General features: G+C 29.8%; 22 protein-coding genes. 6 read left to right on the top strand and 16 right to left on the bottom strand.

Annotated features, from left to right (window positions below; genetic code table 11):
• Positions 1–90: 90 nt before the first annotated feature.
• The 3 genes from IM532_RS07735 to IM532_RS07725 are packed head-to-tail and all read left to right on the top strand — an operon-like array spanning position 91 to position 4,633.
• On the top strand, positions 91–726 hold the full coding sequence (locus tag IM532_RS07735) for a transposase (RefSeq protein WP_194182878.1): 636 nt from the start codon (positions 91–93) through the stop codon (positions 724–726).
• The gene (locus IM532_RS07730) at positions 723–3,860 is read left to right on the top strand and encodes a type I restriction endonuclease subunit R (RefSeq protein WP_194182877.1); all 3,138 of its coding nucleotides are present in this window, start codon (positions 723–725) and stop codon (positions 3,858–3,860) included. The genes IM532_RS07735 and IM532_RS07730 overlap by 4 nt, the downstream gene beginning before the upstream one ends.
• The gene (locus tag IM532_RS07725) at positions 3,860–4,633 is read left to right on the top strand and encodes a hypothetical protein (RefSeq protein WP_194182876.1); all 774 of its coding nucleotides are present in this window, start codon (positions 3,860–3,862) and stop codon (positions 4,631–4,633) included. Before IM532_RS07730 ends, IM532_RS07725 begins: the two co-directional genes overlap by 1 nt.
• 84 nt (positions 4,634–4,717) lie before the next feature.
• Here IM532_RS07725 and IM532_RS07720 read toward each other — a convergent pair whose 3' ends face one another.
• Genes IM532_RS07720 through IM532_RS07710 form a run of 3 tightly spaced genes read right to left on the bottom strand, consistent with a single transcriptional unit; the run spans position 4,718 to position 6,220 of the window.
• Positions 4,718–5,692 (bottom strand): type II toxin-antitoxin system HipA family toxin, encoded by a 975-nt coding sequence (locus tag IM532_RS07720; protein WP_228063689.1) that lies wholly within the window; start codon positions 5,690–5,692, stop codon positions 4,718–4,720.
• Position 5,693: 1 nt separating this feature from the next.
• Positions 5,694–6,014 (bottom strand): HipA N-terminal domain-containing protein, encoded by a 321-nt coding sequence (locus IM532_RS07715; protein ID WP_194182875.1) that lies wholly within the window; start codon positions 6,012–6,014, stop codon positions 5,694–5,696.
• Complete coding sequence (locus tag IM532_RS07710; protein WP_194182874.1) at positions 6,011–6,220, bottom strand: helix-turn-helix transcriptional regulator; 210 nt, start codon at positions 6,218–6,220, stop codon at positions 6,011–6,013. The genes IM532_RS07715 and IM532_RS07710 overlap by 4 nt, the downstream gene beginning before the upstream one ends.
• An 866-nt stretch (positions 6,221–7,086) precedes the next feature.
• Between IM532_RS07710 and ytxJ the strand changes: the two genes are divergently transcribed.
• Positions 7,087–7,404: a bacillithiol system redox-active protein YtxJ gene (gene ytxJ / locus IM532_RS07705; RefSeq protein WP_194182873.1), complete on the top strand. Its 318-nt coding sequence runs from the start codon at positions 7,087–7,089 to the stop codon at positions 7,402–7,404.
• A 141-nt stretch (positions 7,405–7,545) separates the two neighbouring features.
• Positions 7,546–8,127, top strand: coding sequence for a TlpA family protein disulfide reductase (locus IM532_RS07700; protein ID WP_228063688.1), 582 nt, complete (start codon positions 7,546–7,548; stop codon positions 8,125–8,127).
• Positions 8,128–8,353: 226 nt separating this feature from the next.
• Here IM532_RS07700 and IM532_RS07695 read toward each other — a convergent pair whose 3' ends face one another.
• The 13 genes from IM532_RS07695 to IM532_RS07635 all read right to left on the bottom strand — a co-directional run bounded on the left by IM532_RS07695 (position 8,354) and on the right by IM532_RS07635 (position 23,352).
• Positions 8,354–9,661 (bottom strand): DEAD/DEAH box helicase, encoded by a 1,308-nt coding sequence (locus IM532_RS07695; protein WP_194182871.1) that lies wholly within the window; start codon positions 9,659–9,661, stop codon positions 8,354–8,356.
• Positions 9,662–9,863: 202 nt separating this feature from the next.
• Positions 9,864–10,226: a hypothetical protein gene (locus IM532_RS07690; protein WP_194182870.1), complete on the bottom strand. Its 363-nt coding sequence runs from the start codon at positions 10,224–10,226 to the stop codon at positions 9,864–9,866.
• 74 nt (positions 10,227–10,300) lie between these two features.
• Complete coding sequence (locus IM532_RS07685) at positions 10,301–10,690, bottom strand: hypothetical protein (protein WP_194182869.1); 390 nt, start codon at positions 10,688–10,690, stop codon at positions 10,301–10,303.
• A 234-nt stretch (positions 10,691–10,924) separates the two neighbouring features.
• Positions 10,925–12,460, bottom strand: coding sequence for a CshA/CshB family fibrillar adhesin-related protein (locus IM532_RS07680; RefSeq protein ID WP_194182868.1), 1,536 nt, complete (start codon positions 12,458–12,460; stop codon positions 10,925–10,927).
• 1 nt (position 12,461) lies between these two features.
• Complete coding sequence (locus IM532_RS07675) at positions 12,462–13,115, bottom strand: hypothetical protein (RefSeq protein WP_194182867.1); 654 nt, start codon at positions 13,113–13,115, stop codon at positions 12,462–12,464.
• A 325-nt stretch (positions 13,116–13,440) separates the two neighbouring features.
• Entirely contained in the window at positions 13,441–13,602 is a 162-nt protein-coding gene (locus tag IM532_RS07670) for a hypothetical protein (RefSeq protein ID WP_194182866.1), read from the bottom strand.
• Positions 13,584–14,558 carry a phage integrase SAM-like domain-containing protein gene (locus tag IM532_RS07665; RefSeq protein ID WP_194182865.1) on the bottom strand — a complete coding sequence of 325 codons (975 nt, stop codon included), beginning with the start codon at positions 14,556–14,558 and terminating at the stop codon, positions 13,584–13,586. The genes IM532_RS07670 and IM532_RS07665 overlap by 19 nt, the downstream gene beginning before the upstream one ends.
• Before the next feature lie 595 nt (positions 14,559–15,153).
• On the bottom strand, positions 15,154–16,929 hold the full coding sequence (locus tag IM532_RS07660) for an AMP-dependent synthetase/ligase (RefSeq protein WP_194182864.1): 1,776 nt from the start codon (positions 16,927–16,929) through the stop codon (positions 15,154–15,156).
• Positions 16,930–17,204: 275 nt separating this feature from the next.
• The gene (locus tag IM532_RS07655; protein WP_194182863.1) at positions 17,205–18,971 is read right to left on the bottom strand and encodes an AMP-dependent synthetase/ligase; all 1,767 of its coding nucleotides are present in this window, start codon (positions 18,969–18,971) and stop codon (positions 17,205–17,207) included.
• A gap of 224 nt (positions 18,972–19,195) precedes the next feature.
• The gene (locus IM532_RS07650; protein WP_194182862.1) at positions 19,196–20,959 is read right to left on the bottom strand and encodes an AMP-dependent synthetase/ligase; all 1,764 of its coding nucleotides are present in this window, start codon (positions 20,957–20,959) and stop codon (positions 19,196–19,198) included.
• Between the two features lie 150 nt (positions 20,960–21,109).
• A complete protein-coding gene (locus IM532_RS07645) occupies positions 21,110–21,766 on the bottom strand; it encodes a DUF2461 domain-containing protein (RefSeq protein WP_194182861.1) in 657 nt (218 codons plus the stop codon).
• A 26-nt stretch (positions 21,767–21,792) separates the two neighbouring features.
• Positions 21,793–22,242 (bottom strand): SRPBCC family protein, encoded by a 450-nt coding sequence (locus IM532_RS07640; protein WP_194182860.1) that lies wholly within the window; start codon positions 22,240–22,242, stop codon positions 21,793–21,795.
• Between the two features lie 90 nt (positions 22,243–22,332).
• Positions 22,333–23,352 carry a YCF48-related protein gene (locus tag IM532_RS07635; RefSeq protein WP_194182859.1) on the bottom strand — a complete coding sequence of 340 codons (1,020 nt, stop codon included), beginning with the start codon at positions 23,350–23,352 and terminating at the stop codon, positions 22,333–22,335.
• 119 nt (positions 23,353–23,471) lie between these two features.
• On the opposite strand from IM532_RS07635, the gene IM532_RS07630 reads away from it, so the two are divergent.
• A complete protein-coding gene (locus tag IM532_RS07630) occupies positions 23,472–23,981 on the top strand; it encodes a hypothetical protein (protein ID WP_194182858.1) in 510 nt (169 codons plus the stop codon).
• The last annotated feature ends 10 nt before the right edge of the window (positions 23,982–23,991 follow it).

Below are 23,991 nucleotides of genomic sequence, written 5' to 3'. Positions count from 1 at the left end.
TTTGAAACAGTGGGCGAAGATAGTAAGGGCGAATTGCAATTCGCCCATACAAAAAACTATCAGTATATTATACTTTTAAATAGCTAAGTTATGGAACAATACAACCCTCATAAACACCATCGAAGATCGATACGTTTAGCTGGCTATGATTATAGCCAAGCAGGATTGTATTTTGTTACTTTAGTTTGTCAAGATAGAGCGCATTTGTTTGGTGCTATAAAAGATGGCATCATGCATTTAAATGATATTGGGCAAATTGCAGCTGATGAGTGGTTACATACGCAGGAAGTTCGAGATAATGTTGTCTTACACGAATTTATAGTAATGCCTAATCATATCCATGGTATTATAGAAATACTATATCCTAAAGAATCAAGCAATATTGTAGGCGCTTTAAAATCGCCTTCCCAAACCATAGGCGCAATCGTAAGAGGCTATAAAATAGCTACTATAAAAAGAATAAAAGAACTAGAAAGTAAGGGCGAAGATAGTAAGGGCGAAGATAGTAAGAGCGAAGATAGTAAGGGCGAATTGCAATTCGCCCCAACCGCACCAACCGCACCAACTGATCCAACGAGGGAAATCATAAAATCCTTAGCATATAAGATCTGGCAACGTAACTACTATGAACATATCATAAGAGATGAAAAGGCTTATATCAATATCAGTAATTACATTATTGAAAATCCTCTTAATTGGGAGGAAGACCAATTGAATACACTATGAAATACACCGAATCACAATTAGAACAAGCATTTATAAGCCTTTTGGAAACAGAAGGCTATCACTATATTAACGGGAAAGAATTAATAAGAACTTCTAACCAAGAGGTTCTACTCAAAGAAGATTTACGTTCTTTTCTTTTCAACCGCTATTCTGATTTAGAAGAAGTAGAAGTTGAAACTTTAATTAATGAATTGGCTTTTCAGTCGACTTCTACCCTATACGAATCGAATAAAACAATTTGTAAACTTTTGGCGGATGGTTTATTTTTTAAACGCAATAATCCCAGCAAAAAAGACTTGCATATTCGCTATATTGATATAGAAAACATCCTAAATAATACCTTCAAGATTGTTAATCAATTAGAAATTCAAGGTACTGAATTACGCATCCCTGACTTGATTTTATACATCAATGGAATTCCTGTGGTCGTCTTTGAATTCAAAACAGCAATTGAAGAAGAAATTACTATTCACGATGCCTATAAACAGCTCACTAATCGTTATCGTCGTGATATTCCAGAGCTTTTAAAATACAATGTATTTACTGTAATCAGTGATGGTGTTAATAACAAAGCAGGTACAATCTTTTCTCCTTACGAGTTTTATTACGGATGGAATAAAATTACAGGTGACGAGAAAAAAGCCTTAACAGGTATAGAAACCACAACTTCCATTGTACATGGTATGTTGAATCAAACAAGATTAGTTGATATTATCCATCATTTTGTTTTGTTTCCTGATTCTTCTAAACACGAGCTAAAGGTTTTAAGTCGTTATCCGCAATATTATGCAGCCAATAAGCTGTATCAAAATATTAAAGCACATCGTAAACCTGAAGGCGATGGAAAAGGTGGAACATACTTTGGGGCGACGGGTTGTGGAAAGAGTTATACGATGCTGTATTTAACACGTTTATTGATGCGTTCTACCGATTTCGCAAGTCCTACCATTATTATCATTTCAGATCGTACCGATTTAGACGATCAGTTATCGAAGGATTTTACCAATGCCAAGAAATTCATTGGAGATGAAAATATCATCAATATCGAATCAAGAGCTGATTTACGAGTACGTTTAAGAGGCATCGAAAGTGGTGGTGTTTATTTAACGACGGTTCAAAAATTTGCTGAAGATGCTGAAATCTTATCCGATCGCACCAATATTATTTGTATTTCGGATGAAGCGCACCGTTCACAAGTGAATCTCGATTTAAAAGTAAAAATTGACGAGGAAAAAGGAGTGACAAAATCCTATGGTTTTGCTAAATATTTACACGATTCTTTACCTAATGCAACCTATGTTGGATTTACAGGAACACCTATCGATAAAACGTTAGAAGTCTTTGGAGAGGTGGTGGATCAATATACGATGTTCGAATCTGTAAATGATGAAATTACGGTTCGTTTGGTTTATGAAGGAAGAGCGGCAAAAGTCAATTTAGATTATAATAAAGTTCATGACATTGAAAATTATTACGAAAACGCAGTAGCTGAAGGCGCTTCTGAATATCATGTAGAAGCCAGCCAAAAAGCGATTGCTAAAATGGAAGTTGTTTTAGGTGATAAAGATCGAATTAAAGCGATTGCACAAGATTTTATAGCTCATTATGAAAAACGTATCGATGAACGTGCTACTGTTGCAGGAAAAGCGATGTTTGTGTGTGCTTCTCGTACCATTGCTTATAAATTGTACCAAGAACTATTAGCCTTACGACCAGAATGGGGAGAATTGAATATTTCGGATGGATTAACTGAAAAGGAACAAAAAGATATCAAGCCAATTGAGCGTGTAAAAATGGTGATGACACGCAATAAAGATGATGAAAAAGAGCTTTGGGAACTTTTGGGTAATAAAGATGAACGAAAAGAATTAGATCGACAGTTTAAACAAATCAAATCCAACTTCAAAATTGCCATTGTCGTAGATATGTGGTTAACAGGATTTGATGTTCCCTTCTTAGATACCATTTATATTGATAAGCCTTTACAAACGCATAATTTAATTCAAACGATTTCTCGTGTCAATCGAAAATACGAAGGAAAAGATCGCGGATTAGTAGTTGATTATATAGGTATCAAAAAGAACTTGAATAAGGCTTTAGGGATGTTCAATAATCAAACTGCTGATGATGATTTTGAAGATTTAAAACAAGCTGAAATCATCGTTAGAGATCAAATGGATTTATTACGTCAATATTTCCATCAGTTTGATGCTACATTATACTACCAAGGAAATCCTGTTGAACGTTTAAACTGTTTAAATAAAGCTTCTGAATTGGTTTTACAGACCGAAGAATCAGAGAAATTCTTTGTGAATGTAACGAAGAAATTGAAATCTGCCTATAATTTAGTGAGCGGTTCTGAATTGTTCACTCTTAAGGAAGTTGATGAAATTCATTTCTATTTTGCAGTCAAATCTATTGTGGTAAAATTAACGAAAGGCGAAGCACTTGATACGGCTCAAATGAATGAAAAAGTAGCTAAAATGGTGGAAGAAGCGATAATTTCTGAAGGTGTAGAAGAAATCTTTAAACTGGATGATAATAAAGCGAATGCCATTGATTTGTTTAACGATAAATTTATTGAGAAAATCTCTAATCTAGAATTACCGAACACAAAAATTAAAATCTTAGAACGTTTGCTAAAACAAACGATTACTGACTTTAAAAAAGTGAATAAAGTGAAAGGTCAAGATTTTGCTGATCGTTTAAAAAGCATTGTGGATCGTTACAACGAACGTAGTGAAAAAGATATTTTAGATTATGATGGTATTCAGGCTGATACAGCAGAACAAATGCTAGATTTAATCATCAAATTACGCACTGAAATGGCTTCATTCGAAGATTTAGGAATCGATTATGAAGAAAAAGCATTCTACGATATTTTGGATGTCATCTGTAAAAATTATGGGTTTGAATTCGATAAAGATAAAATGCTAGAACTAGCTCGTGAAATAAAAAAGATTGTAGACAGTGCCTCTCAATATCCAGATTGGGCTGAACGTGATGATATTAAAGCACAATTAAAGATGGATATTATCATCAAATTACATGAATTTGGATACCCTCCTATTACACAGGAAGATGTCTATAAAAATGTTTTAGAACAAGCAGAGAATTTTAAGAAGAATAGGTAATGGAAAATTATTTTAATGATTTAGTACTTAATAATGATAATAATTTTTATTTAGGAACTGGTAATCCTTCTTCTAAAATTTTAATTATTGGTAAAGAGTCTGCGATTGATAAAATTTCTAATTATGAACAATATGAAAGAGAAATTTTAAATAACGCATTAGATTGGAAGAAAAATATAGAGGATAATATCCATCAAGATTCTGTAACTTCTTGGTTTATTGATTATCCATTATATAACCCTTTATATCCTTATAAAGGTCAGTTAAATAAAATTGAAAATAAAAGAACTGGTAACAACGGAGGTACAAGTAGAACATTTTATAATTATCAGAAACTTTTAGATAAAATTTATAATGAAAATCGAAAAAGCTCAAACATTAATTTTCATGAAAAATGCTTTATTACTGAGTTAAATAGTTCTACTGCAAAATATAGTCATTTAGTTAATACAATTGATCGTAAGGATAGTATTAATAACCGACAAGAATTGTTAACGCATCCATTCTATCAAAGCTTTCCAATAGTACTATTTGCTGTTGGGAATTATGTAAGAGATTTTAATATTGATATCCAAAAACTCTTTAACGTAAAATTTGATGCTGAAACTGGAACTCTACCAATCACTAAAACTAATTACATTAATTTACATTACGACGATATCACTAATCCATCACGATTAGTAATCCATACAAATCAATTAAGTATTAATATTTCAGACTTATTATTAAATGAATTAAGTCAATATATAAGAAAGCACTTAGAATTAATATAGATTTATTATTATGAATCAATTCTATTTATAAATATTTCCAAAATGCACAAGGAGAATACTCTTTAGTGCATTTTTACTTTATATCTATTTTATTTTCTTCAATCGACGCTGATAACTTTGTAAATAATTTCGTTTTAGTTTCTCTGATAAAAACGATCTTCCAATTAAATCTACCACTTGATCTTCTTTAGAAGTTAGATTTTGAAGGACTTTTATGATAGATTTCTCTGTCATTCCTGCCTTCTCACCCAAAACCATCAATTGATCGATAATTTTACCACTTGAAATTGATTTAGGTAATATTCCTTCTTTCAAAGCAAAATCTGAATCTTCTATATGAATTTTAGTATTTAGCAAATCATAAGCTGGACTTAATTTGAAATCACCTTGTTGAATTTCTATTAATGAAAAATTCTTTAAATGAGCATCTCCATTCGCAAACAGATAATTGAAGACTATTAAAGTAAATAATTTAGGAGCTTCTACTTTCCATGCTGGTACATACTTTTTCAATGCTTCAAATAACTCTAAATAATTTCCTTCGTATTTGTATTGCTCTCCATCTGTAGCAGGTGATTTACCTAATAATGAAACGAAATCTTCTACAGCTAATTTATTTCTATTCTCATCATAATCAAAACGTTTCGTAAGATATGCTGGACTTCCATCTTCAAAAAAGACTAAGGCATTTTCTGCCGTTTCAATTTTAAAAATTTGTTTCGCTATTTGCATCGTTAAATGTTCGTTTGCAGGGGCAAATTCACTATTTTTTGGCAAATCTGAAATTGGTTTTAGAATATATTGACCGCTTTCATTTTCATTTGTCAATCGTAATGCATTTCTATCAAGAATTAAAGAATACTTTTCTTGAAATCCAGAAATTGAAATATGCGTCTGATTTTGATTAAATCTACTTTGATCCTTTCGATTCGTTGGAGTTGAATAATTTAAAAATGGACTTACCTTTTTTCCGTTAAACATTTTCTTCAAAACAACAGGACTGTAAGTAGTAAAATTTTCTTTTAAAGAACCTGGGCAATTTTCTAATTCTATTTTCATATTACATTCTTTCTATTGTTACTGCACCCACTGTATCTACTTTCGACGCTTGTAGTAAAATACCAAAAGCATCATCTTCTTCTATCTTATACGTTTTACAAATCATTCGTTTGTTTACGCCTTCTGGTAATAAATGATAGAAAAAAGGAAACAAAGCTTCTGATTTGAATTCAATTTGACTCTTTGGCAGCGTTAAACTTATCGAAGGTTTAGAATCATCAGATACCCAATCTTCATTATAGATAAAATGAAAACTACCATTATCCAATTGCGTTAAAACTCCTGCCCTTTCACCTTTATATAAAATTTGAGCAACTCTCATGATTCAATCGATTTAACCTCTAATTTAATTTCTAATCCTAAGGCATCACACAACTTTTGTAGTGTTTCTAACGTTGGATTACCTTTACCACTTTCAAATTGTTTTAACGTGCGTAAGCCAACACCAGAAATCTCTGCTAATGTTTCTTGTGATATCGCTAAAACTTTACGTCTTTCTTTGATTTGATTAATTATTGATAGTGTCATATAATGCACTTTTAATGTAAATTTAGAAATAAATAAGGTATAAAACAAGAAAAGTGCAACAAATTGCACTTTTATGAATGTATTACTATTATTTTAGCTTAAAGGTTTAAAATAGTGCGGTATATAGCACTAATTGACTAAACTGACCATATTTTTACATTTATATACCCTAAAGGGTATAATATAAATTATCTATTACAGAATTTATTAAACAAACAAGTAGAAAATGAAAAGCTCCATAGTCTAAACTCGGTGTAATTGCTAATACTAGTTTCTAAGAGATTTTCTATTAATTTCTATGAAATAATGTTAAACTTTCATTAAAATCACTTCACCAAAACTACACCTCATTATATGTAAATACTTATAAATAAAGAGTTTTATACATTCTGTATTGGGAAGTAGAAAGGTTAATAAAAGATAACAACACCCTAACAAGTACTTAATATAGTGATTGTTAGGGTTTTTATGTCATATGAAATTTTCACTATTAGATGTATATAAATTCAAACCGAAAATTTTTCAGGTATGCTTGTTCGTGCTTTCTCCTGCCTTAGTTCGGTGCTCGTTCGGAGTTTAGGTATACAACCTAATTTCGGACTGTCTGTTACTTATTAGGAATATTTTTCTACTTGAAGCGAAGAGATTAAGAAAAAAATTAATTGAGAGAGAAGAAAAAATTCAAATACTATCAATATTCTTCTACAAAAAGATTACCAATCAATGCTTGAGGCACGAGTAACTAATATAAAAATACTGTAAATTTGTACTTAGAATTCATTTAACGAGCATTAAATCTTTAAAAAATAGTATATTGATAAAATCAAGTTATTTGAACTAATTATATTGATCTTAAATTACTACTTATGATAAAAAATAACATCACAACATCCGAACAATTAGAGGGTATTAAAAAAGAATCATTTACCCAACCTCAGTTAATTTATAAACATAGCACAACTTGCTCTTTGAGTGAAATGATATGGAATGAATTACAAAAAAGTAATTTTACCATTCAATTTATTGACTTATTAGCTCATAGAGATATATCTAATCAAATTGAAAGAGATTATAGCGTGAGGCATGAATCTCCACAAGTTTTAGTGATAAAGGATGGAGTTTGTGTATACAATGAATCTCATTTCCGTATTAAAAATGAAATTGTACAACAACATCTAATGTAAAATACTTGTTATCAGCAACTTATTTAAAAACTATGCTAAAAAGTTATTTTATAATACCTTAAATCAATACTATAATTTAAGTCAAATAAAGCAAAATAAGTTGAGCGGAATGGAAATACACAATAAAGTATGAATAAATTTATGAAAGTTTTAAAAAATAACACATCAAATATCTTATTTGTATCGCTCGGAATAGTTTTATTATTCTCTACAGATGCTAAAGCTTTTCTTCAACAAAGTTTAATGAAAGTAGGATTTTTTAAACCTAATTTAGAAAATGTAGTTACTAAGAATATTGATAAAGATTATCTGGATGTAAATCTGATAAATAATCGTGGAGAAGTTGTGACTTTAGCTGATTTTAAAGGGAAAGTGGTGTTCATTAATTTTTGGGCAACTTGGTGTCCTCCGTGTATTGCAGAAATGCCTTCGATTCAGATTTTACATGATAAATTTAAAGATGATAGTGATGTAGTAATACTAACCGTAGAAATTGAAAGTAAAAAAGAGAAAGCCAAGCAGTTCATGAAAAGAAAAAAGCTAACACTTCCTGTTTATTATCCAAATTCAAACTTACCAATTGTTTTATTTGATGGAACTTTGCCCACTACCGTTATCCTAGACAAAGAAGGAAATATAGCTCATAAAACTTTAGGAATGGCAGATTATTCTGGTAATGATATAGTTGATTTTTTAAAAGAAATTAAAGCTATGCACGAGTAAAAGCTTTACATTTTGATAAAATAAGATTTCTTATGGCTTTGAGAAATAAGCGCTTTAAATTACTGATTGAAGGGTGAATTAAACAAAGCTATTCTAAATACAGTTTATTAATTACAATATTAACAATCACTTTAACTAACATATTATAAAGTGCTTTATATTAATGAATTAGTTTATATATAAAAGATCACTCCTTTTTAGCAATGAGTGATCTTTTTATTTAGTTTTAATAAGCAATTTGCATTTTTACTTTCTTGCCTTTTACTTTTTCCCCATTTAGTTTTTTCAATAAATCTGGAACTTTTTTACGGTTAATTGCTACATAAGACGTTGTGTCTTTCACTTCAATAAGTCCAACATCAGATTTATCTAATTCACCTTTTTTAAATAAGAATCCAACAATATCTACTTTGTTTACTTTATCTTTTTTACCCGCCGAAATATAAATAGTTTGATAAGGCGTACGCTCAGGAATACTGTATTCACCAGAAATGTCTTCTACTTGAATCTTTTTGCTAATGAATGGAAAATTTTCATCATTACTAATGATTAAATATACTGTTCCTTTTGCATGCATACGTGCTGTACGTCCATTACGATGAGTAAAAGCATCTTCTTTTGAAGGTAATTGGTAATGGATAATTGTATCTACCTCTGGAATATCCAATCCACGAGCTGCTAAATCAGTTGTAATTAACACACGAACAGAATCATTACGGAATTTTAGCAAAGCACGTTCACGTTCATCTTGTTCCATTCCTCCATGAAAACTTTCTCTTGCAATCCCTTTCTCACGTAAAAGCTCGCTGATACGATTTACAGCATCTCGGTGGTTACAAAAAATCAACATTCGTTGTGTTCCTAACTTACAAATTAAGCTAAATAATGAATCTAATTTCTCTTCAGAAATTGTATTCACTTGCATCATTTTTAAATTAGGTTTTATTTCTTTATTTTTTAAAAAGTTGATTTCTTTGTGGTTATCTAATCCTGCAAAATCAGGAATATCCTTCATTTCTGTTGCTGACGTAAGAATACGGTGTTGGATATTTTTCATCTCGAAAATAATCGTTGACATATCCGATTGAAAACCGAACTCTAACGCTTTATCAAATTCGTCTAAGACTAAAGTTTTAATCGTTGTTGGATCAAAATTTTCGTTGCGTAAATGATATGCAATACGCCCCGGTGTTCCTATTAATACAGCTGGAGCTTCTATCAGATTATTTTGTTCAATTTTTGTACTATGACCACCATAACAACATGTTACTTTAAAACCTGTTTTCATAGATTTGAAAACTTCTTCTATTTGTAAACCTAGTTCTCGCGCCGGAACCATGATAACAGCTTGGACACCTTTCACGGTTGGATCAAGATCACGAAGTAACGGAAAAAGAAACCCTAATGTTTTACCTGATCCCGTAGGTGATAGTAATATAATATCTTGATTGTCACCTGAAAACTCGAAAGCGTTACGCTGCATCGCATTCATATCCAGAATGCCTAGGTTTTTATATAATTCTTGAAAATTCATTGTTTATAAGCACTTTAAGCAAAGTGCGATTTTATTGTTTTTGCAATCTGCAATAAAATTGCAATATTAATCTTGTTATTTTAAATGAAAATCGTTCAAGAATTTTTCCTTGAACGATTTACAAAAGTATGTTATTTTTTTAAAATCTCGTACATTTTAGCGTCGGTAAGATTCAATTCTTTTATTATTTCTTTAAAATCTATCAATTAAAATTAATTCGTTCTGGATTGTCACTTGAATCAAATCTTATATCCTCCCAAATCATGTAAGTTTTATACCAATTCCATGCTTCCATAATTTGCGATTTAATTTCATTTATATTCTCTTTCACTTCAATATCATTAAGATTAAAGAACCTAACAACTTTTAGCATATAATGTTCTTTAAAGCCATCTGGATTTAAATAGGTGAATAAAGAATATACATCATCACTTCTAAAACTGATATCTTCCAATTCATCATATGGAATTATATCTATTAACATAGAATAGTTTGAAGTTTGTAAGATATAAATAGGACTAGTATTCCCATTCATAGGGTTTTCACATAATAAGAATCTCTCCATTTTAATTTATAATTGGTTAATACAATATAGTAAAAAATAAAAATGGTAGCAATATAAATATCACTACCCTTTTCTTACTTTTTCAAATAAAACCACAACCAAATTAATGCAAGTATAAAACAGAGGACTCCAAAACAGGTAAGATAAGTCCCGAATTGAATTCCATTAGTTTCTTTATCGGATTCTTTCTTAATCGAATCAATTAACTGCTCGGATCGTTCAGTTTTATTTTGCTGAAGGTTTACCTTTATAATACTATCAAATAATTTAGAATCTACTTCTGAACGGTATTCTTTTTCAAAGTCAGTAACTTGTTCATCTGTTAATTTGTTTACAAGTGCCTGTGCTTCTTCTTCTGTAGTGCATTGTAACGAGTAAGCCGCCGCTAAACGTGCCAATGTATCTTTATGAGTGCCTTTTCCTAAATATTTTGCAGTAAGTAACTCTAGTAATTTTTGTTTCATTCGAATAAATTATTAATTAATTGATTGAAATCAAATTTACTTTGTAATTAAGGCTTAAGTGCTACATTTTTACTGGAGTTAACGCCGACTTAATGGTTGAAATAATTTTATTTTAGCAGAAGTTGCCCTAATATAATTGTGAAGATTTTTATACATTATCTAGTTCTTATATAATATATAAAAGTTAAAATATATAGTAAAAAAAAACCACTCAGTTTGAGTGGTTCTGGTGGTTTAATCAAAAGATTTATATATTGGTGTTGAATTCAATATCATCGGGTTTGAAACTGCAGATGGCAAAATTTTCATATGGTGATCTTCTACTTCACCTCCTACAACATCTGAACTGGGACTTAATAGAGATTCATCAATCGTCTGATTGGATTTTGAAACTTCTACCAAATCAAAAAGTCTAATTCTGGCATATGTACTGAAAGGTTTTCTATTTTGAGGAATTTTCCATTCTAATAATACTTTAGAATCATTAACGTCTACTTTCTTGAATACACGTTCAGAATCATCAAATTTTCCATTCAAATTAAAATCTATCCACCCAGCTATTACACTACTTCTATTAACCTTAACAGGAATCTCTGCACTAATTAATGCACCAATAGGATATTTATTAGAATCGACAGTTTTATATGAAAAACTTTGGAATTTTTTCGGCCAACTATCTTCTTCATTTGTCAAAACATTTCTAGTACCATCATAATTATATGTATAGTCATCTCCTAATGCATCTTTAGAATATACAGGCATTGGATTTGCGTCAGGACCTAAAGTACCTACATAATTAGTATTAGGTTTTTCTAAACCTCCCGCTACAAATGACTTGGATGTACCTATATTAGTTTCTGCAACTTTATCTCCAAGATTATCTTTCCTAAGTTGTACATTATCTATAAAATGAATTGGAGCACCATAAGATTCGGGAGCATCTCCAAAATCTGCATACGGTGTAAGTAAACCTATTGAAATAGAAGTTCTACCTGTTCCTTTAAACGTTGATTTATAGTTAACTTTATAACTATCAGAAAGAGAAGAATAAGCATCAGCATCAAAATTTAGCATTGCAATAGCTGCTTGCGCTTTATCTTGCCCATACCCCATCGTTATAGTACTTGTATTATCTATATTGGTAACTTTTTTTATCTTATAATTATATTTAATATTATCAGTAATTAAATTTACAAATTCAATAATATCCCATTTACCTTTTGAAGTAAGAGTAAGATATTCATTAGTATTTGCAGATTCAGCATCAGCTATAATTAATCCTTTAATTCTTACCGGTTCATTTACAAAAGGATCATTTGCAGATTTACGCGATAATACAAAAGCATGTGATTCAAGTTCAATTTCCGAATAATCACCTTGATTAGATGATCTCAAAATATGATATAATGTATTTCCCTCGTTTGTATAAGTCTCATCCATTATACTCCAAGCTTTATCAATTACATCTGAAGTTACTTGGCTAACTTTGATTATTTTGGTTTTAACACAGAAATATTTATCATTTGTAATTTTTATTTCAGCATTAGAATAATCGCTAGTGCTCAAAACTTTAGAAGACCCCTTTATACTAGTAGGTGAACTAGCTCCCCAATTCAACCAAAGTATCTCATTCTTATATTTACCACTCCCTTTAGTGGCAAATGTAGAAATTACAGGTTCTAATCTTTTACCATTCTCATCAGAAAAACATTGTGCTGAAGAATAGGTTCCAACTATCATTGGTATTAAAGTTAATAAAAGCTTTTTCATCTTATTTAACTGCAAATATGATATTCATAAATGAACCTATCGAAATATCAGAATTAGGTTTAATCTGATAAGTCATTACACCTTTATCAGAAACTTTTACATTTGTAAAAACAGAATCATCATACCATGTAATATAGTAATCTAATTGATTCGTTTTATAAATAGGTAATGTTGTTGAAGCGTTTGTATTTCTTACCATAGCATTTGTAAACTGAGATTTATAGATTGCATATAAATCAATAGTACCAAATGTGCTTCCAGTTGCTACTTGATCAGATGATGTAGGGATGATAATAGATGGCATATAAAAGAATTGCTGATCTTTAGTCGATGTCATTCTAATCCAACGATCAGTTTCCCAATAATAATATCCTGGAGTTACATTCTTATATTCCTCTACTCCAGTTATTGAAGATGTATTTGTATTATAAACTAGTAAACTATTTTCATATGACTTAAATGAGCTACCGTCTATATTTGTAACAGTCTCTTTATCAAAAATATTAGTTAATGAAACACGAGGTATCAAAATACCCTTATCTTTTGCTTGTACTTCAAGCATTGAATATTTTTGAGGACTATCAGTATTAATTCCAACTTGTGCATTTGCATTAAATCCTAAAATGCATAAAAGAAGTAATATAAAATTTTTCATTTTTTTGTTATCTTAATTTTAAACGTGTGCAAATGTATAAGTTTATGTTTATCATATTACTTACAGAACATAAAGATATTTTATAATACTATATTAAATATGTATTTCGTAAAAATTAAGAAAATAAATAATTATAATTAATTACATGACAGTAGTTTAATTAATTGTTTAGAATGTATATAAATAATCATTTTTATTCGAATATTTATACAATTAGTATATTTTTATATTTTTTTTAACAAAAAACTATTACTGTTTGAGAGATAATTTTGCAGATTTATGGGATTAAGTTTAAAACTAGTCTATTATATTTTAGATTTTTATTTTACTTCACCCAATAAGGCACAATCTTCCAACCTCGATAAACATCTCCTTTTTCTTTCAAATGATTTTCAAAATTGGCAGGCATTTTTGTAATTTCTTTTTGAAAATTACCTAAATGTGAATAATCTTCCTTTACATCTCCTTTTAATTCATCTGTGAACATTTCCATAGGTTTAAGATCGCTTTTAGTTGTGTGGTAATTAATTTATTATTCTGATTGTGAGCTACTAAATTGGTTTCAGGATCCGGAAGAAACGAAAATACTCTATGTTCGTGCTTTGTTCCATATTCTTCTATTATATCCAATGCAAGTGGATGTAGCATATTATTGATCAATGGCCCTCCACCTTTACTTCTATTCTTGTAACGATGAAACTCTACTCTATTATTTTCAATGTTAGTCCATTTTAGATTTGCGATTTCAATGAAATCATGACCTCCAATCAAAAACTGCAGTTTCAATAAATCAACTGTTCTTTTAAACTTGAAGTCTGCTGAAGGATAATTTGAAAAATTAGTTAGATTAAAGAATACTTTCAGATCCTTTATAGAAACATCTCTTGATTTTTCTCTTTTACTTGGACTGATCTTGATTTTATCAAATGGATTATCTTGTTTTATATAAAGTGATTGCCTTTTTTGAGCTTCTCTATATATTAATTTTAAATTCTGAAAATAACTCGTGATTGAAGAATCGGCTAACCCTTGATTCATGCAAAAAATTTTATAGGCATTTAGAAGCTCATAATCTACATCATTAATTAAAAAAGTATTAAAATTAATACCTCTTGAATTAAGAAAATCTAAAAACTTTTTATTACTTATTTTAAGTCTGCCTGTAGTCTTTCCAACGATTTTATATTCATCAATAAAATCTTTAAAAAATTCGATGTATTTAGTTTGTGAGTGTTTAGATTTCAATCGCTGAAGTTCCTTTTCCAAATAAAGAATCTTGCTATTAACATCATCTTCAGGAATACCATTATTAATAATATCTAATGCATCCTCCAACGGAAGATTATTAAAATTGCAATATTCAACCTCTTTATGTAATTTTAATTCACGCTGGATAATAACAGCAGACCTTACAACCTCTTTGGATTTCTCGGCTTGATACATTTTTAATGCAATATATCTATGAGAAGTTATGTGATCGTATACTCGAATCTTAATTGGATAGCCATTTTGCTTCTTAGAAAAACTTCTATTATCGACTATTAATTTCGCTGATATAATACCTTTTAAGTATTAGATGTTGATATTGCAAAATTGAGAAAAATTGCAATAATTATTGCAATAACTTGTATTTTAATTGCTTTCTAATGTATTTATTTTGCAATTATTTTGCATATAGGTAATATTAACAAGCCTGTAATATAGATGCTTAGGTACTAAATTTTAGGTATATGCAAGCCAAAAAAATTCATTCATATCCAGAATGCCTAGGTTTTTATATAATTCTTGAAAATTCATTTATAATAAAGAGTTAATCGCATTAAAATCATGTTCTATTATCAATTTACAAAATTGTAAAGACTAAAATACGTTAATAAATACAAAACGCTCGGTTAAGTCCGAACGTTATCGCAAAGATATGAATATTTATTTTTTAATTCTAATTAATAATTTTACTTCGTTCTTTAGCTTAGACGTTGAAATTATGTAATTATTTTTATAAAAAATAAAGACCAATAAAAATTGGCCCTTGATAGATTTATTTGAAAATATTTTGAATTTCAGTTTTGTATTTTTCAGCAATTATTTTACGTTTCATTTTAAGCGTTGGAGTTAAATCTCCTGCTTCTATTGAAAATTCGTCTGGTATAATAACGCATTTTTTTAGTTGTTCCCAATTTCCAAAAAATTGGTTTGCTAATCGTACTTCTTGATTAATTTTTTTAGCAACTTCTGCAGTTTTAAAAAGGTCTTTACGTGGTAAAGCTGCAATTTCAGGCGCATTAGTTTCTGCCCAACTTTTTAAATTTAGATAGTTCGGAACGATTAAGGCTGAAGCAAACTTTTGCCCATCACCTACGACCATTGCTTGTTCAATAAATTTTGATTCTGTTAGTTTATTTTCTATTGGTGCTGGCACAACATATTTACCTCCAGAAATTTTGAACATTTCTTTTTTACGATCAATAATTTTTAAAAAATGACCTTCGCCTTCAATCCATTTACCGATATCACCTGTATGTAACCATCCATCTTTTAACACTTGTGCTGTTGCTTCAGGATTCTTATAGTAACCTTTCATCACATTTGGTCCTTTCACTAAGATTTCACCATCTTCTGCAAGTTTTACCACTACATCTTTTATGGGTTGTCCTACTGTTCCAATTCGAACTCCTAACTTATTTGGATTATTCACTGTAATTAATGGAGAAGTTTCTGTCATTCCATACCCTTCAAAAAAAGGTAAACCTGATGCCATGAAAACTTTTGCAATACGTCCTTGTAAAGATGCGCTACCAGATATTATATATTGGAAATGCCCCCCTAAAGCATCATAAAATTTATTTAATACAAGTTTTCTAGCCAATGCTAATTTTATATTATAAGCTAAAGATCTATTCGATGGATTTGGATCATATTGTGCTGCAATTTCAACTGCCCAATCAAAAACTTTACGCTTATTCCCTTTTAGTGAGCTTCCCGTTTTAATAATTTTATCATATACTTTCTCCATAATACGAGGAACTGCTGTCATAATATGAGGCTGTACTTCGTTGATATTGTCACCAATTTTCTCTAGACCTTCTGCAAAATAAACCGTAATACCAATGTATAAATAAGTATAGATTACTGTACGTTCGTAAGCATGACATGGAGGCAAAAAAGTTAATCCACGACTACCTTGCTTAATGACTACAACTTCTTTTGCCGCTATGAAATTAGTTACTAAATTATTATGGGTTAACATAACTCCCTTTGGTTTCCCCGTAGTCCCGGAAGTATAAATTAAGGTAGCTAAATCTGAACTACTTATTGTGCTACTAATATTATCGATATATTCTTCTGTAATGTCTTGACCAATTTTTGTAAGTTCTGACCAATTTCTTGAATCTGGAAATTCATTAATTGCGAATACATATTGTAGACTATATATAGAGTCAACCATATTATTAATACGGTTATACAAACTTTTATTACTTGCAATACAAACTTGTATCTCTGCATCATTGAAAATGAATTGATACTCTGCATCTGTAATGTTTGGATAAATGGCAACCACTACCCCTCCTATCTGTTGAATTGCAAAATCAATGACATGCCATTCATATCTACTTTCGCTCACTAATCCAACTCGATCACCAGGTTTTATACCTAACGCAAGAAGACCTTTAGAAATTTTTCTAGTTTGTTGAATAAACTCTGCTGGTTTAGTAAATTTCCATTCACCATCAACTTTAGACGAAAACATATTATGATCCGGAGATAATTCCTGCTGATAATATGCTAAATCAAATATTCTTGTAGGGTTATTCATTGTTTAATATATTTTTTCCACTTTCCAAAAAGAATGCAAATTTGAGGCTTATTTTTAATAAATGTAAATATTATGCTAAAATATCTTAAAATACATTAACTTTTTTGCTCTATATATTTTTTTACATTTATAAATATACATTGTAAAATTTCAATTATGGCAGTCAACTTGTAAATTTTATTGATTAATTGATATATATAACATAAAAAAAATGAACAAAATTCAATTTTAATAAATTGAGTTTTGTTCATCTTAATTTTAAATTTATATCAGTCTTATTGATATATTTTATCAATACTTTCTTTGTATTTTTCTAAAATGACTTTCCTTTTCAGCTTTAGAGTAGGTGTTAATTCGCCTCCTTCTATTGAGAATTCCGTTGGAATTATTTCTATTTTTTTAATCGTTTCCCAGTTTCCAAAATTCGAATTAATTCTATTGACTTCTTCGTTTAATTTAGTTTTAATCTCTTTTGTCTTTAGGAATTCTTCGTGAGGAAGAGAAAGAATATCTTTTGCATTATTTTTAGCCCATTCCTTTAAATTTTGATAAGATGGAACAACTAATGCGGCAGGAAATTTTCTATTTTCGCCGATGACCATAAATTGTTCAATAAAATCTGACTCTACCATCTTAGATTCTATTTGTGCAGGTACGATATATTTTCCACCAGAAGTTTTAAACATTTCCTTTTTACGGTCAATAATTTTTAAGAATTTTCCATCAATAATTTCTCCAATATCCCCTGTTAATAACCATCCATCTTTTATAACCTCAGCGGTAGCTTCTGGTTTATTATAATAGCCTAACATTACATTAGGGCCTTTCACCATAATTTCGCCATCATTTGCTAATTTGAATTCGACTCCAGGAATAGCTGGTCCTACAGATCCAATTAAGACACCATCTTGATAAGAATTTACAGAAATTAAAGGTGAAGCTTCCGTTAATCCATATCCTTCGTATACATTAACTTTGGCAGCGAAATATAAACGCATTAATCTTTGATTAAGCGCAGCACTTCCTGAACATACAGCACCTAAGTTACCACCTAAACCTTCTTTCCACTTAGACAATACTAATCGATGAGCGATTGAATACTTTAAGTTATAGGCAAAAGATCTGTTTTCTGGATTAGGATCATAAGATTCTCCTACTTTAACTGCCCAAAAAAATAGCTTACGTTTTATTCCAGTTAATTCATTTCCTTTAGCCATGATTTTTTCATATACCTTCTCTAATAATCGAGGTACTGCAGAAATCATATCAGGCTGAATCTCCTTCATATTTTCACCAATTGTATCCATTGATTCTGCATAATATACTTGCATTCCTTTATACATATATAAATACTGAATCATGCGTTCGTACGCATGACAGGAAGGCAAAAATGTAAGTGCTTTATCATACGCTTTTGTTGGTGTCGGACGATCCGCTCCAATGGCATTACTTAAAATATTTTTATGGGAAAGCATTACGCCTTTCGGAGTTCCGGTTGTTCCGGAAGTATATATTAGTGTAGCTAGATCATCTTCATGGACTTGATCTTTTAAATGATCAATCTGAGCTTGTGTTATGTACTCACCTTGCGTTATTAACTCGTCCCAATTAGTCTTATGAGGAACAGAATTGATGATATAAAGTTTTTCTAAAGTTGGTAAATTGTTTTTTAAATCAGTTATACGATCATATAAACTTGCATTACTTACTATACAAATTTTTATTTCAGCATCATTAAAAATATATTGATAATCAGCATCAGAAATATTTGGATAAATTGCAACCACAACGCCACCAATTTGTTGAATTGCAAAGTCAATCACATTCCATTCTAGCCGGTTCTCAGAGATTAATCCAACTTTATCTCCTTGTTTTACACCATTAGCTAACAAACCTTTAGACACCTCGTTGACTAACGCTATAAATCTTTTAGAAGTAATGGCTAACCATTTTCCATCTTTTTTCGCATTAAGCATATTTAAGTCTGGAAATAATTCTAATTGACGATATGGTAAATCAAACAATCGTTTGGGTTGATTCATAATTATTTTTTTATGGTTTTGATAAAAACAAATATCAAATAAAAAATTAAATTTCCTATGCAAGAATAATAAATTTTTAAAAAAATACCCTGTTTTATTATAAATACATAATCAAAGCAATGTTTTAACCTGTATATTTAACAAATAAACAAATAAATCATTATACATTTATCATAATAAGACATAAAATTTAAGACCTCCGCAAAGAGGTCTTATGTATCTAATTAATTATAAATATTTTGAATTATTGAATCAAATTTTTTCAATATTACTTTACGTTTCATTTTTAATGTTGGAGTAAGCTCTCCTGTTTCTATCGTAAATTCATTTGGAATTATCGCAAATTTTTTGATTTGTTCCCAATTTCCAAAATTTAAATTCGAAATATTTATTTCCTCTTGGACTTTATTTTTAACGATATCGTGATTTAAAAATTCCTCTTTTGATAAATTAAGTATATCTCTGTGATGGATAGTTGCCCATTCTCTTAAATTTTGAAATGCCGGTACTATAATCGCCGCGGGGAAATGCTTCCCTTCACCAATTACTATTGCTTGTTCAATAAATTTAGACTCAACCAATTTTTTTTCAATTTGTTGAGGAACTATATATTTTCCGCCAGAAGTTTTAAACATTTCTTTTTTACGATCAATGATTTTAAGAAATTTCCCTTCAAATACACCTATATCCCCAGTATACAGCCAGCCATCTTTTATGGTTTCTGCTGTTGCTGTCGGATTATTGTAATATCCAACCATTACATTATCGCCTTTTACAAGGATTTCTCCATCTTCTGCTAACTTTACATCAATATTAATTAAAGGAATACCAACAGTTCCGATTTTAATTCCTCTTTTTATACAATTTACAGACACACATGGACCTGCTTCTGTTAACCCATAGCCTTCCCAAATAGGAATACCTGCTGCAAGATATATTTTTAATAATCGTTCTTGTAAAGTTGCGCTTCCCGATGCAATACCTTTAATATTGCCGCCTAATGCAGCTCTCCATTTTGAGAAAACTAATTTCCTAGCAATTTTTAATTGTATTTTATACCAAGTAGAATGGTTTGCTTCGTCTACATCATATTGCTCACCTAAAGCTATTGCCCAAAAAAATAATTTCCTTTTTATCCCAGATAATTGTTCACCTGTAGCCATTATTTTGTCAAATACTTTTTCTAAAACACGTGGCACAGCAGAGAAAATTTCTGGTTTTATTTCTTTCATATTTTCACCTATGACATCCATAGATTCGGCATAGTAAATAGTAACACCCATATACATATATACATAATGAAAGCAACGTTCGTAGGCATGACAAGCAGGCAAAAATGATAATGCTTTATCGTATGCTGCAATGGGAAATGAATATTCAGAACTTATAACATCTGCTAATAGATTTTTATGTGAAAGCATTACACCTTTAGGATTTCCTGTGGTTCCTGATGTATAAATTAAGGTAGCTATATGATTAGGCTGAACGTTATTTCGAAGTTCATTTAAAGTTTCATCAGAAACATCAAATCCTTTTCCTATTAACTCAAACCAATGCGGTAGGTGAGGATAAGAATTAAACGTAAAAACAAATTCGAGTGTTGGGATTTCATCTTTAATTCCTAAAAGACGTTGGTATAAATTATCATTACTTACTACACAAAATTTAATTTCAGCGTCATTAAAAATGAATTTATAGTCCTCATCAGAAATGTTTGGATACATTGCTACAACTACTGCTCCTATTTGCTGAATTGCAAAATCAAGAAGATTCCACTCTAATCTATTTTCACTAATTATTGCAACTTTATCGTTAGGACGCACACCTAAACCGTATAAACCTTTGGATATATTTTTTACTCGATTTAGAAAATCGTTTGTTTTAATACCTTTCCATTTTCCATTAATTTTTGAACTAAAAATATCGATTTCATTATATTTTTCTAATTGAAATGTGGGGATATCAAAAACTCTTTGTGGTGCTTTCATGATTTAATATTGAATAAAAATCAAATTTCGTTAAATAATAATTGTTAAAAAAGACTTTTAAACCATATTTAGAGATGTATAAATAGTTTTGATTGAAGAAAAATTAATAATGATAAAAGTTGACTGTATCTTTTTTTCTTAATTTTAATTTTAAATTATTATTTCTCCGTTGCTATTTGTTGTTAAAACCTCTGTCATATAATCAAAGAAAGGTAGTAGAATTTTATATTCTTTACAGACTGTTTTTGCAAAGTTTTCAAAGTAAACTTCTTCATCCTTAAGATTTTTTATCAACAAAAACTGTTTTTTACGTAATAACTCAATTCTTTCATGATCTTTCGGGAAACCTTTTGGAGCAGTTTTTAATTCTTCACCGAACAAAATACCAAAGGATTGAACTATCGGCTTTTGTCGTAAAATGTTTTCTAGTTCATCCGAATAATCTATCGCCTGTCTTATTCGTAATAAATCTTCTTTTTCGGGACCCCAAAAACCGCCAGCAATAAAACATTTATTACTTTCAAAATGGATGTAGAAACCTCCACGATTGTACGGTTTTTTTCGGCCTATGAATGCAGAAAAATGTGTTTTATAAGGTGTTTTATCTAATGAAAATCTAATATCTCTATTTATTCTATATTTTTTTATGCGCTCTAATTCTTCAATTTTTGACAATTCTTGATATATATTATCAAAAATACGATGAGCTTCATATTTTGCTTTTTCGAATTCTTCTTTATTGGCATGAAACCATTCTCTGGAATTATTATTCTTAAGTTTATCTAAATATTCAAATATATAATGCATGCTATTTCTTAATTTGAGTTAGAGTATTAAATGTCTTTCATAAAGTCAAAGGCTCCCGTACGTAGATTAATTCCATATTCTAAACTTGCCTTCATACACGATAAAAAATTAGCCCATCCTGCTGTTTGTCTTATAGCTCTTTCTATACCTTCCTTGTTATCATCAAACTCATGTTCAATTATATTAATAATGGTAAAATCTTCCCCATATTTACTAAGATAGATTTCGACCATCATTTTATCCTTACCACCACTCCAATCAAAGGAAATATATTCATTGGGTTTAATTAGAATCCCTGTAACAGGAAATGTATCGTCAAATTCTGGAAATTTCCAAATAACTGTTTTGTAAGCTTCTAATGGACCGCTCGAGGATTCAATAAAATAAGTCCTCATTTTGTCAGGATTAATTATAGCTTCAAAAACATCATGAATTGGACGGAGAATTTGAATACTTGCTTCAGCTTTAATTTTCATAATTTAAAATTTGGTTATAACTAATTTAAAACAAATAATTAACCTAAAATCAATTCTATAAAAAAATCCAGCAAATGCTGGATTTATATATTAAAAATTTATTTTCCCAATTTTACCTTTATTTCCGACAAGAATAACATACTTTTTATCGGGTGATGCAAGGCAAGTGTTGTAACTATCTTTTGTTATATTTTTCCAATTATGTCCTCCATCTACAGAATAATCTACACCTGAATAACCACAAACAACAACTTTATCTTTGCTTAGAATCGTTACACCAGACTTATATCCATCTGGATATTTCCATGAATCAATAAATTGTAGTTGATTTTTTGAATCAATTTTAAATTTATATAAATTGTATTTAGAATCCATTGGTTTCGTATAATCTCCTCCTACAAGGTAGCCTACGTTATTAATTGCATCATATGCCATACCATTAATTCCTGCTGTTGTAGCATTTGATTTTTGGAGAGTATATAATTGTCCTCCTTTTGTTGTATATCGATACAGATTAGATTCTGCACCTCCTGAAACTATCATAACTTGATTAGCATCCGCATAAATATTACTTCCGCTAGATGCAAAAAAAGCTTCTTTAGGATTTTTTAGTCGTACACCTTGATTTAGCAATGAATTATTAATTGTCCATTTCGTTAAATCAGTTGTAGATGCCGTTAAAACAAAAGGTTTACTAGTTTCAATTGGGTCACCAATTACATATACTTTTTTATTTTTTGAATCAACATACATTGCATCTAAGAATATGCCTTTTTGAGTATTTTCATATACTTTCTTCCAATTTTTACCACCATCTATGGTTTGTAGAATATATGCTGGAGCATCAATTCCTAAAGTGATGTAATTATCTTTTGATAAAACTTCAATATCTCTAAAATCTCTATTCTGAACTACTGTAGGACTAATCCACTTAAATGTTTTGCCACCATCAGTCGTTTTTCCTATTGTATTTTTAGAACCAGAAACTATAAATGTTGTGGCAGATTCAAAAGCAAGGCCGCGATAGCTAACATCTTTGTTGTCTTCATTTAAAATTGAGTATGTTTGAGCAAAAGATAAGGTTGAAAGTAGAAAGAATAATAATTTCATGTCTTGTTGTATTAGTCTATACAATGTATAAAATTTATAATTGTAACGAAATTATTTTTAATACAATTATAAAATTAAATTTTGGTACATCATTTGAAACTATTTTTTAAATTTACGTTATGAATAAAATATTATCAATTTTACTACTTTCTTGTATGAGTTTGTTATTTGTAAACTGTACAAGTGATGACAATGGTGGGTATGTAAACAACGTTCAGGCTGGATCTGAGGTATACGATTTAAGAAATGTTAATTTCGAGTATAAAAATAATGGCTACCAAATTTATAGAGCTTTTGACTATGCATTAGCAGAGCAAGACGTTATATTAATCTACAGACAAGCGGAAGTGAGCAATGGTACAGTTTACTGGGAACCAATTCCTAAAACTTTTTACTTAGAAGATGGAAACGAATTAGATTTTACGTTTGATTTCTCTAGAAACGATATCACGATCTATGCTGGAGGAACATTTAATTTAACTGGGTCTGATTACATAAGAAATCAAACTTTTAGAGTTGTAGTTATACCAGCTGCACAAGGAAGATCTATATCTCCTGTAAATACTCAAGATTATAATGAAGTTATTAAATACTATAATATAAACGATAAAAATATTATAAACTTATAAGTTTACTTCA

Source organism: Faecalibacter rhinopitheci (assembly GCF_015234135.1).
Classification (GTDB): domain Bacteria; phylum Bacteroidota; class Bacteroidia; order Flavobacteriales; family Weeksellaceae; genus Empedobacter; species Empedobacter rhinopitheci.
Note: the sequence above shows the minus strand (reverse complement) of the source record. Positions and strands in the feature narration are given on the sequence as shown.

Coding starts and splice junctions, on each gene's coding strand:
- IM532_RS07710 (WP_194182874.1), bottom strand. CDS start 6,220: ATGACACTATCAATAATTAATCAAATCAAAGAAAGACGTAAAGTTTTA.
- IM532_RS07655 (WP_194182863.1), bottom strand. CDS start 18,971: ATGAATCAACCCAAACGATTGTTTGATTTACCATATCGTCAATTAGAA.
- IM532_RS07685 (WP_194182869.1), bottom strand. CDS start 10,690: ATGAAACAAAAATTACTAGAGTTACTTACTGCAAAATATTTAGGAAAA.
- IM532_RS07700 (WP_228063688.1), top strand. CDS start 7,546: ATGAAAGTTTTAAAAAATAACACATCAAATATCTTATTTGTATCGCTC.
- ytxJ (WP_194182873.1), top strand. CDS start 7,087: ATGATAAAAAATAACATCACAACATCCGAACAATTAGAGGGTATTAAA.
- IM532_RS07635 (WP_194182859.1), bottom strand. CDS start 23,352: ATGAAATTATTATTCTTTCTACTTTCAACCTTATCTTTTGCTCAAACA.
- IM532_RS07720 (WP_228063689.1), bottom strand. CDS start 5,692: ATGAAAATAGAATTAGAAAATTGCCCAGGTTCTTTAAAAGAAAATTTT.
- IM532_RS07665 (WP_194182865.1), bottom strand. CDS start 14,558: ATGTATCAAGCCGAGAAATCCAAAGAGGTTGTAAGGTCTGCTGTTATT.
- IM532_RS07640 (WP_194182860.1), bottom strand. CDS start 22,242: ATGAAAATTAAAGCTGAAGCAAGTATTCAAATTCTCCGTCCAATTCAT.
- IM532_RS07725 (WP_194182876.1), top strand. CDS start 3,860: ATGGAAAATTATTTTAATGATTTAGTACTTAATAATGATAATAATTTT.
- IM532_RS07695 (WP_194182871.1), bottom strand. CDS start 9,661: ATGAATTTTCAAGAATTATATAAAAACCTAGGCATTCTGGATATGAAT.
- IM532_RS07675 (WP_194182867.1), bottom strand. CDS start 13,115: ATGAAAAATTTTATATTACTTCTTTTATGCATTTTAGGATTTAATGCA.
- IM532_RS07670 (WP_194182866.1), bottom strand. CDS start 13,602: ATGTTCACAGATGAATTAAAAGGAGATGTAAAGGAAGATTATTCACAT.
- IM532_RS07680 (WP_194182868.1), bottom strand. CDS start 12,460: ATGAAAAAGCTTTTATTAACTTTAATACCAATGATAGTTGGAACCTAT.
- IM532_RS07735 (WP_194182878.1), top strand. CDS start 91: ATGGAACAATACAACCCTCATAAACACCATCGAAGATCGATACGTTTA.
- IM532_RS07715 (WP_194182875.1), bottom strand. CDS start 6,014: ATGAGAGTTGCTCAAATTTTATATAAAGGTGAAAGGGCAGGAGTTTTA.
- IM532_RS07730 (WP_194182877.1), top strand. CDS start 723: ATGAAATACACCGAATCACAATTAGAACAAGCATTTATAAGCCTTTTG.
- IM532_RS07630 (WP_194182858.1), top strand. CDS start 23,472: ATGAATAAAATATTATCAATTTTACTACTTTCTTGTATGAGTTTGTTA.
- IM532_RS07660 (WP_194182864.1), bottom strand. CDS start 16,929: ATGAATAACCCTACAAGAATATTTGATTTAGCATATTATCAGCAGGAA.
- IM532_RS07650 (WP_194182862.1), bottom strand. CDS start 20,959: ATGAAAGCACCACAAAGAGTTTTTGATATCCCCACATTTCAATTAGAA.
- IM532_RS07645 (WP_194182861.1), bottom strand. CDS start 21,766: ATGCATTATATATTTGAATATTTAGATAAACTTAAGAATAATAATTCC.
- IM532_RS07690 (WP_194182870.1), bottom strand. CDS start 10,226: ATGGAGAGATTCTTATTATGTGAAAACCCTATGAATGGGAATACTAGT.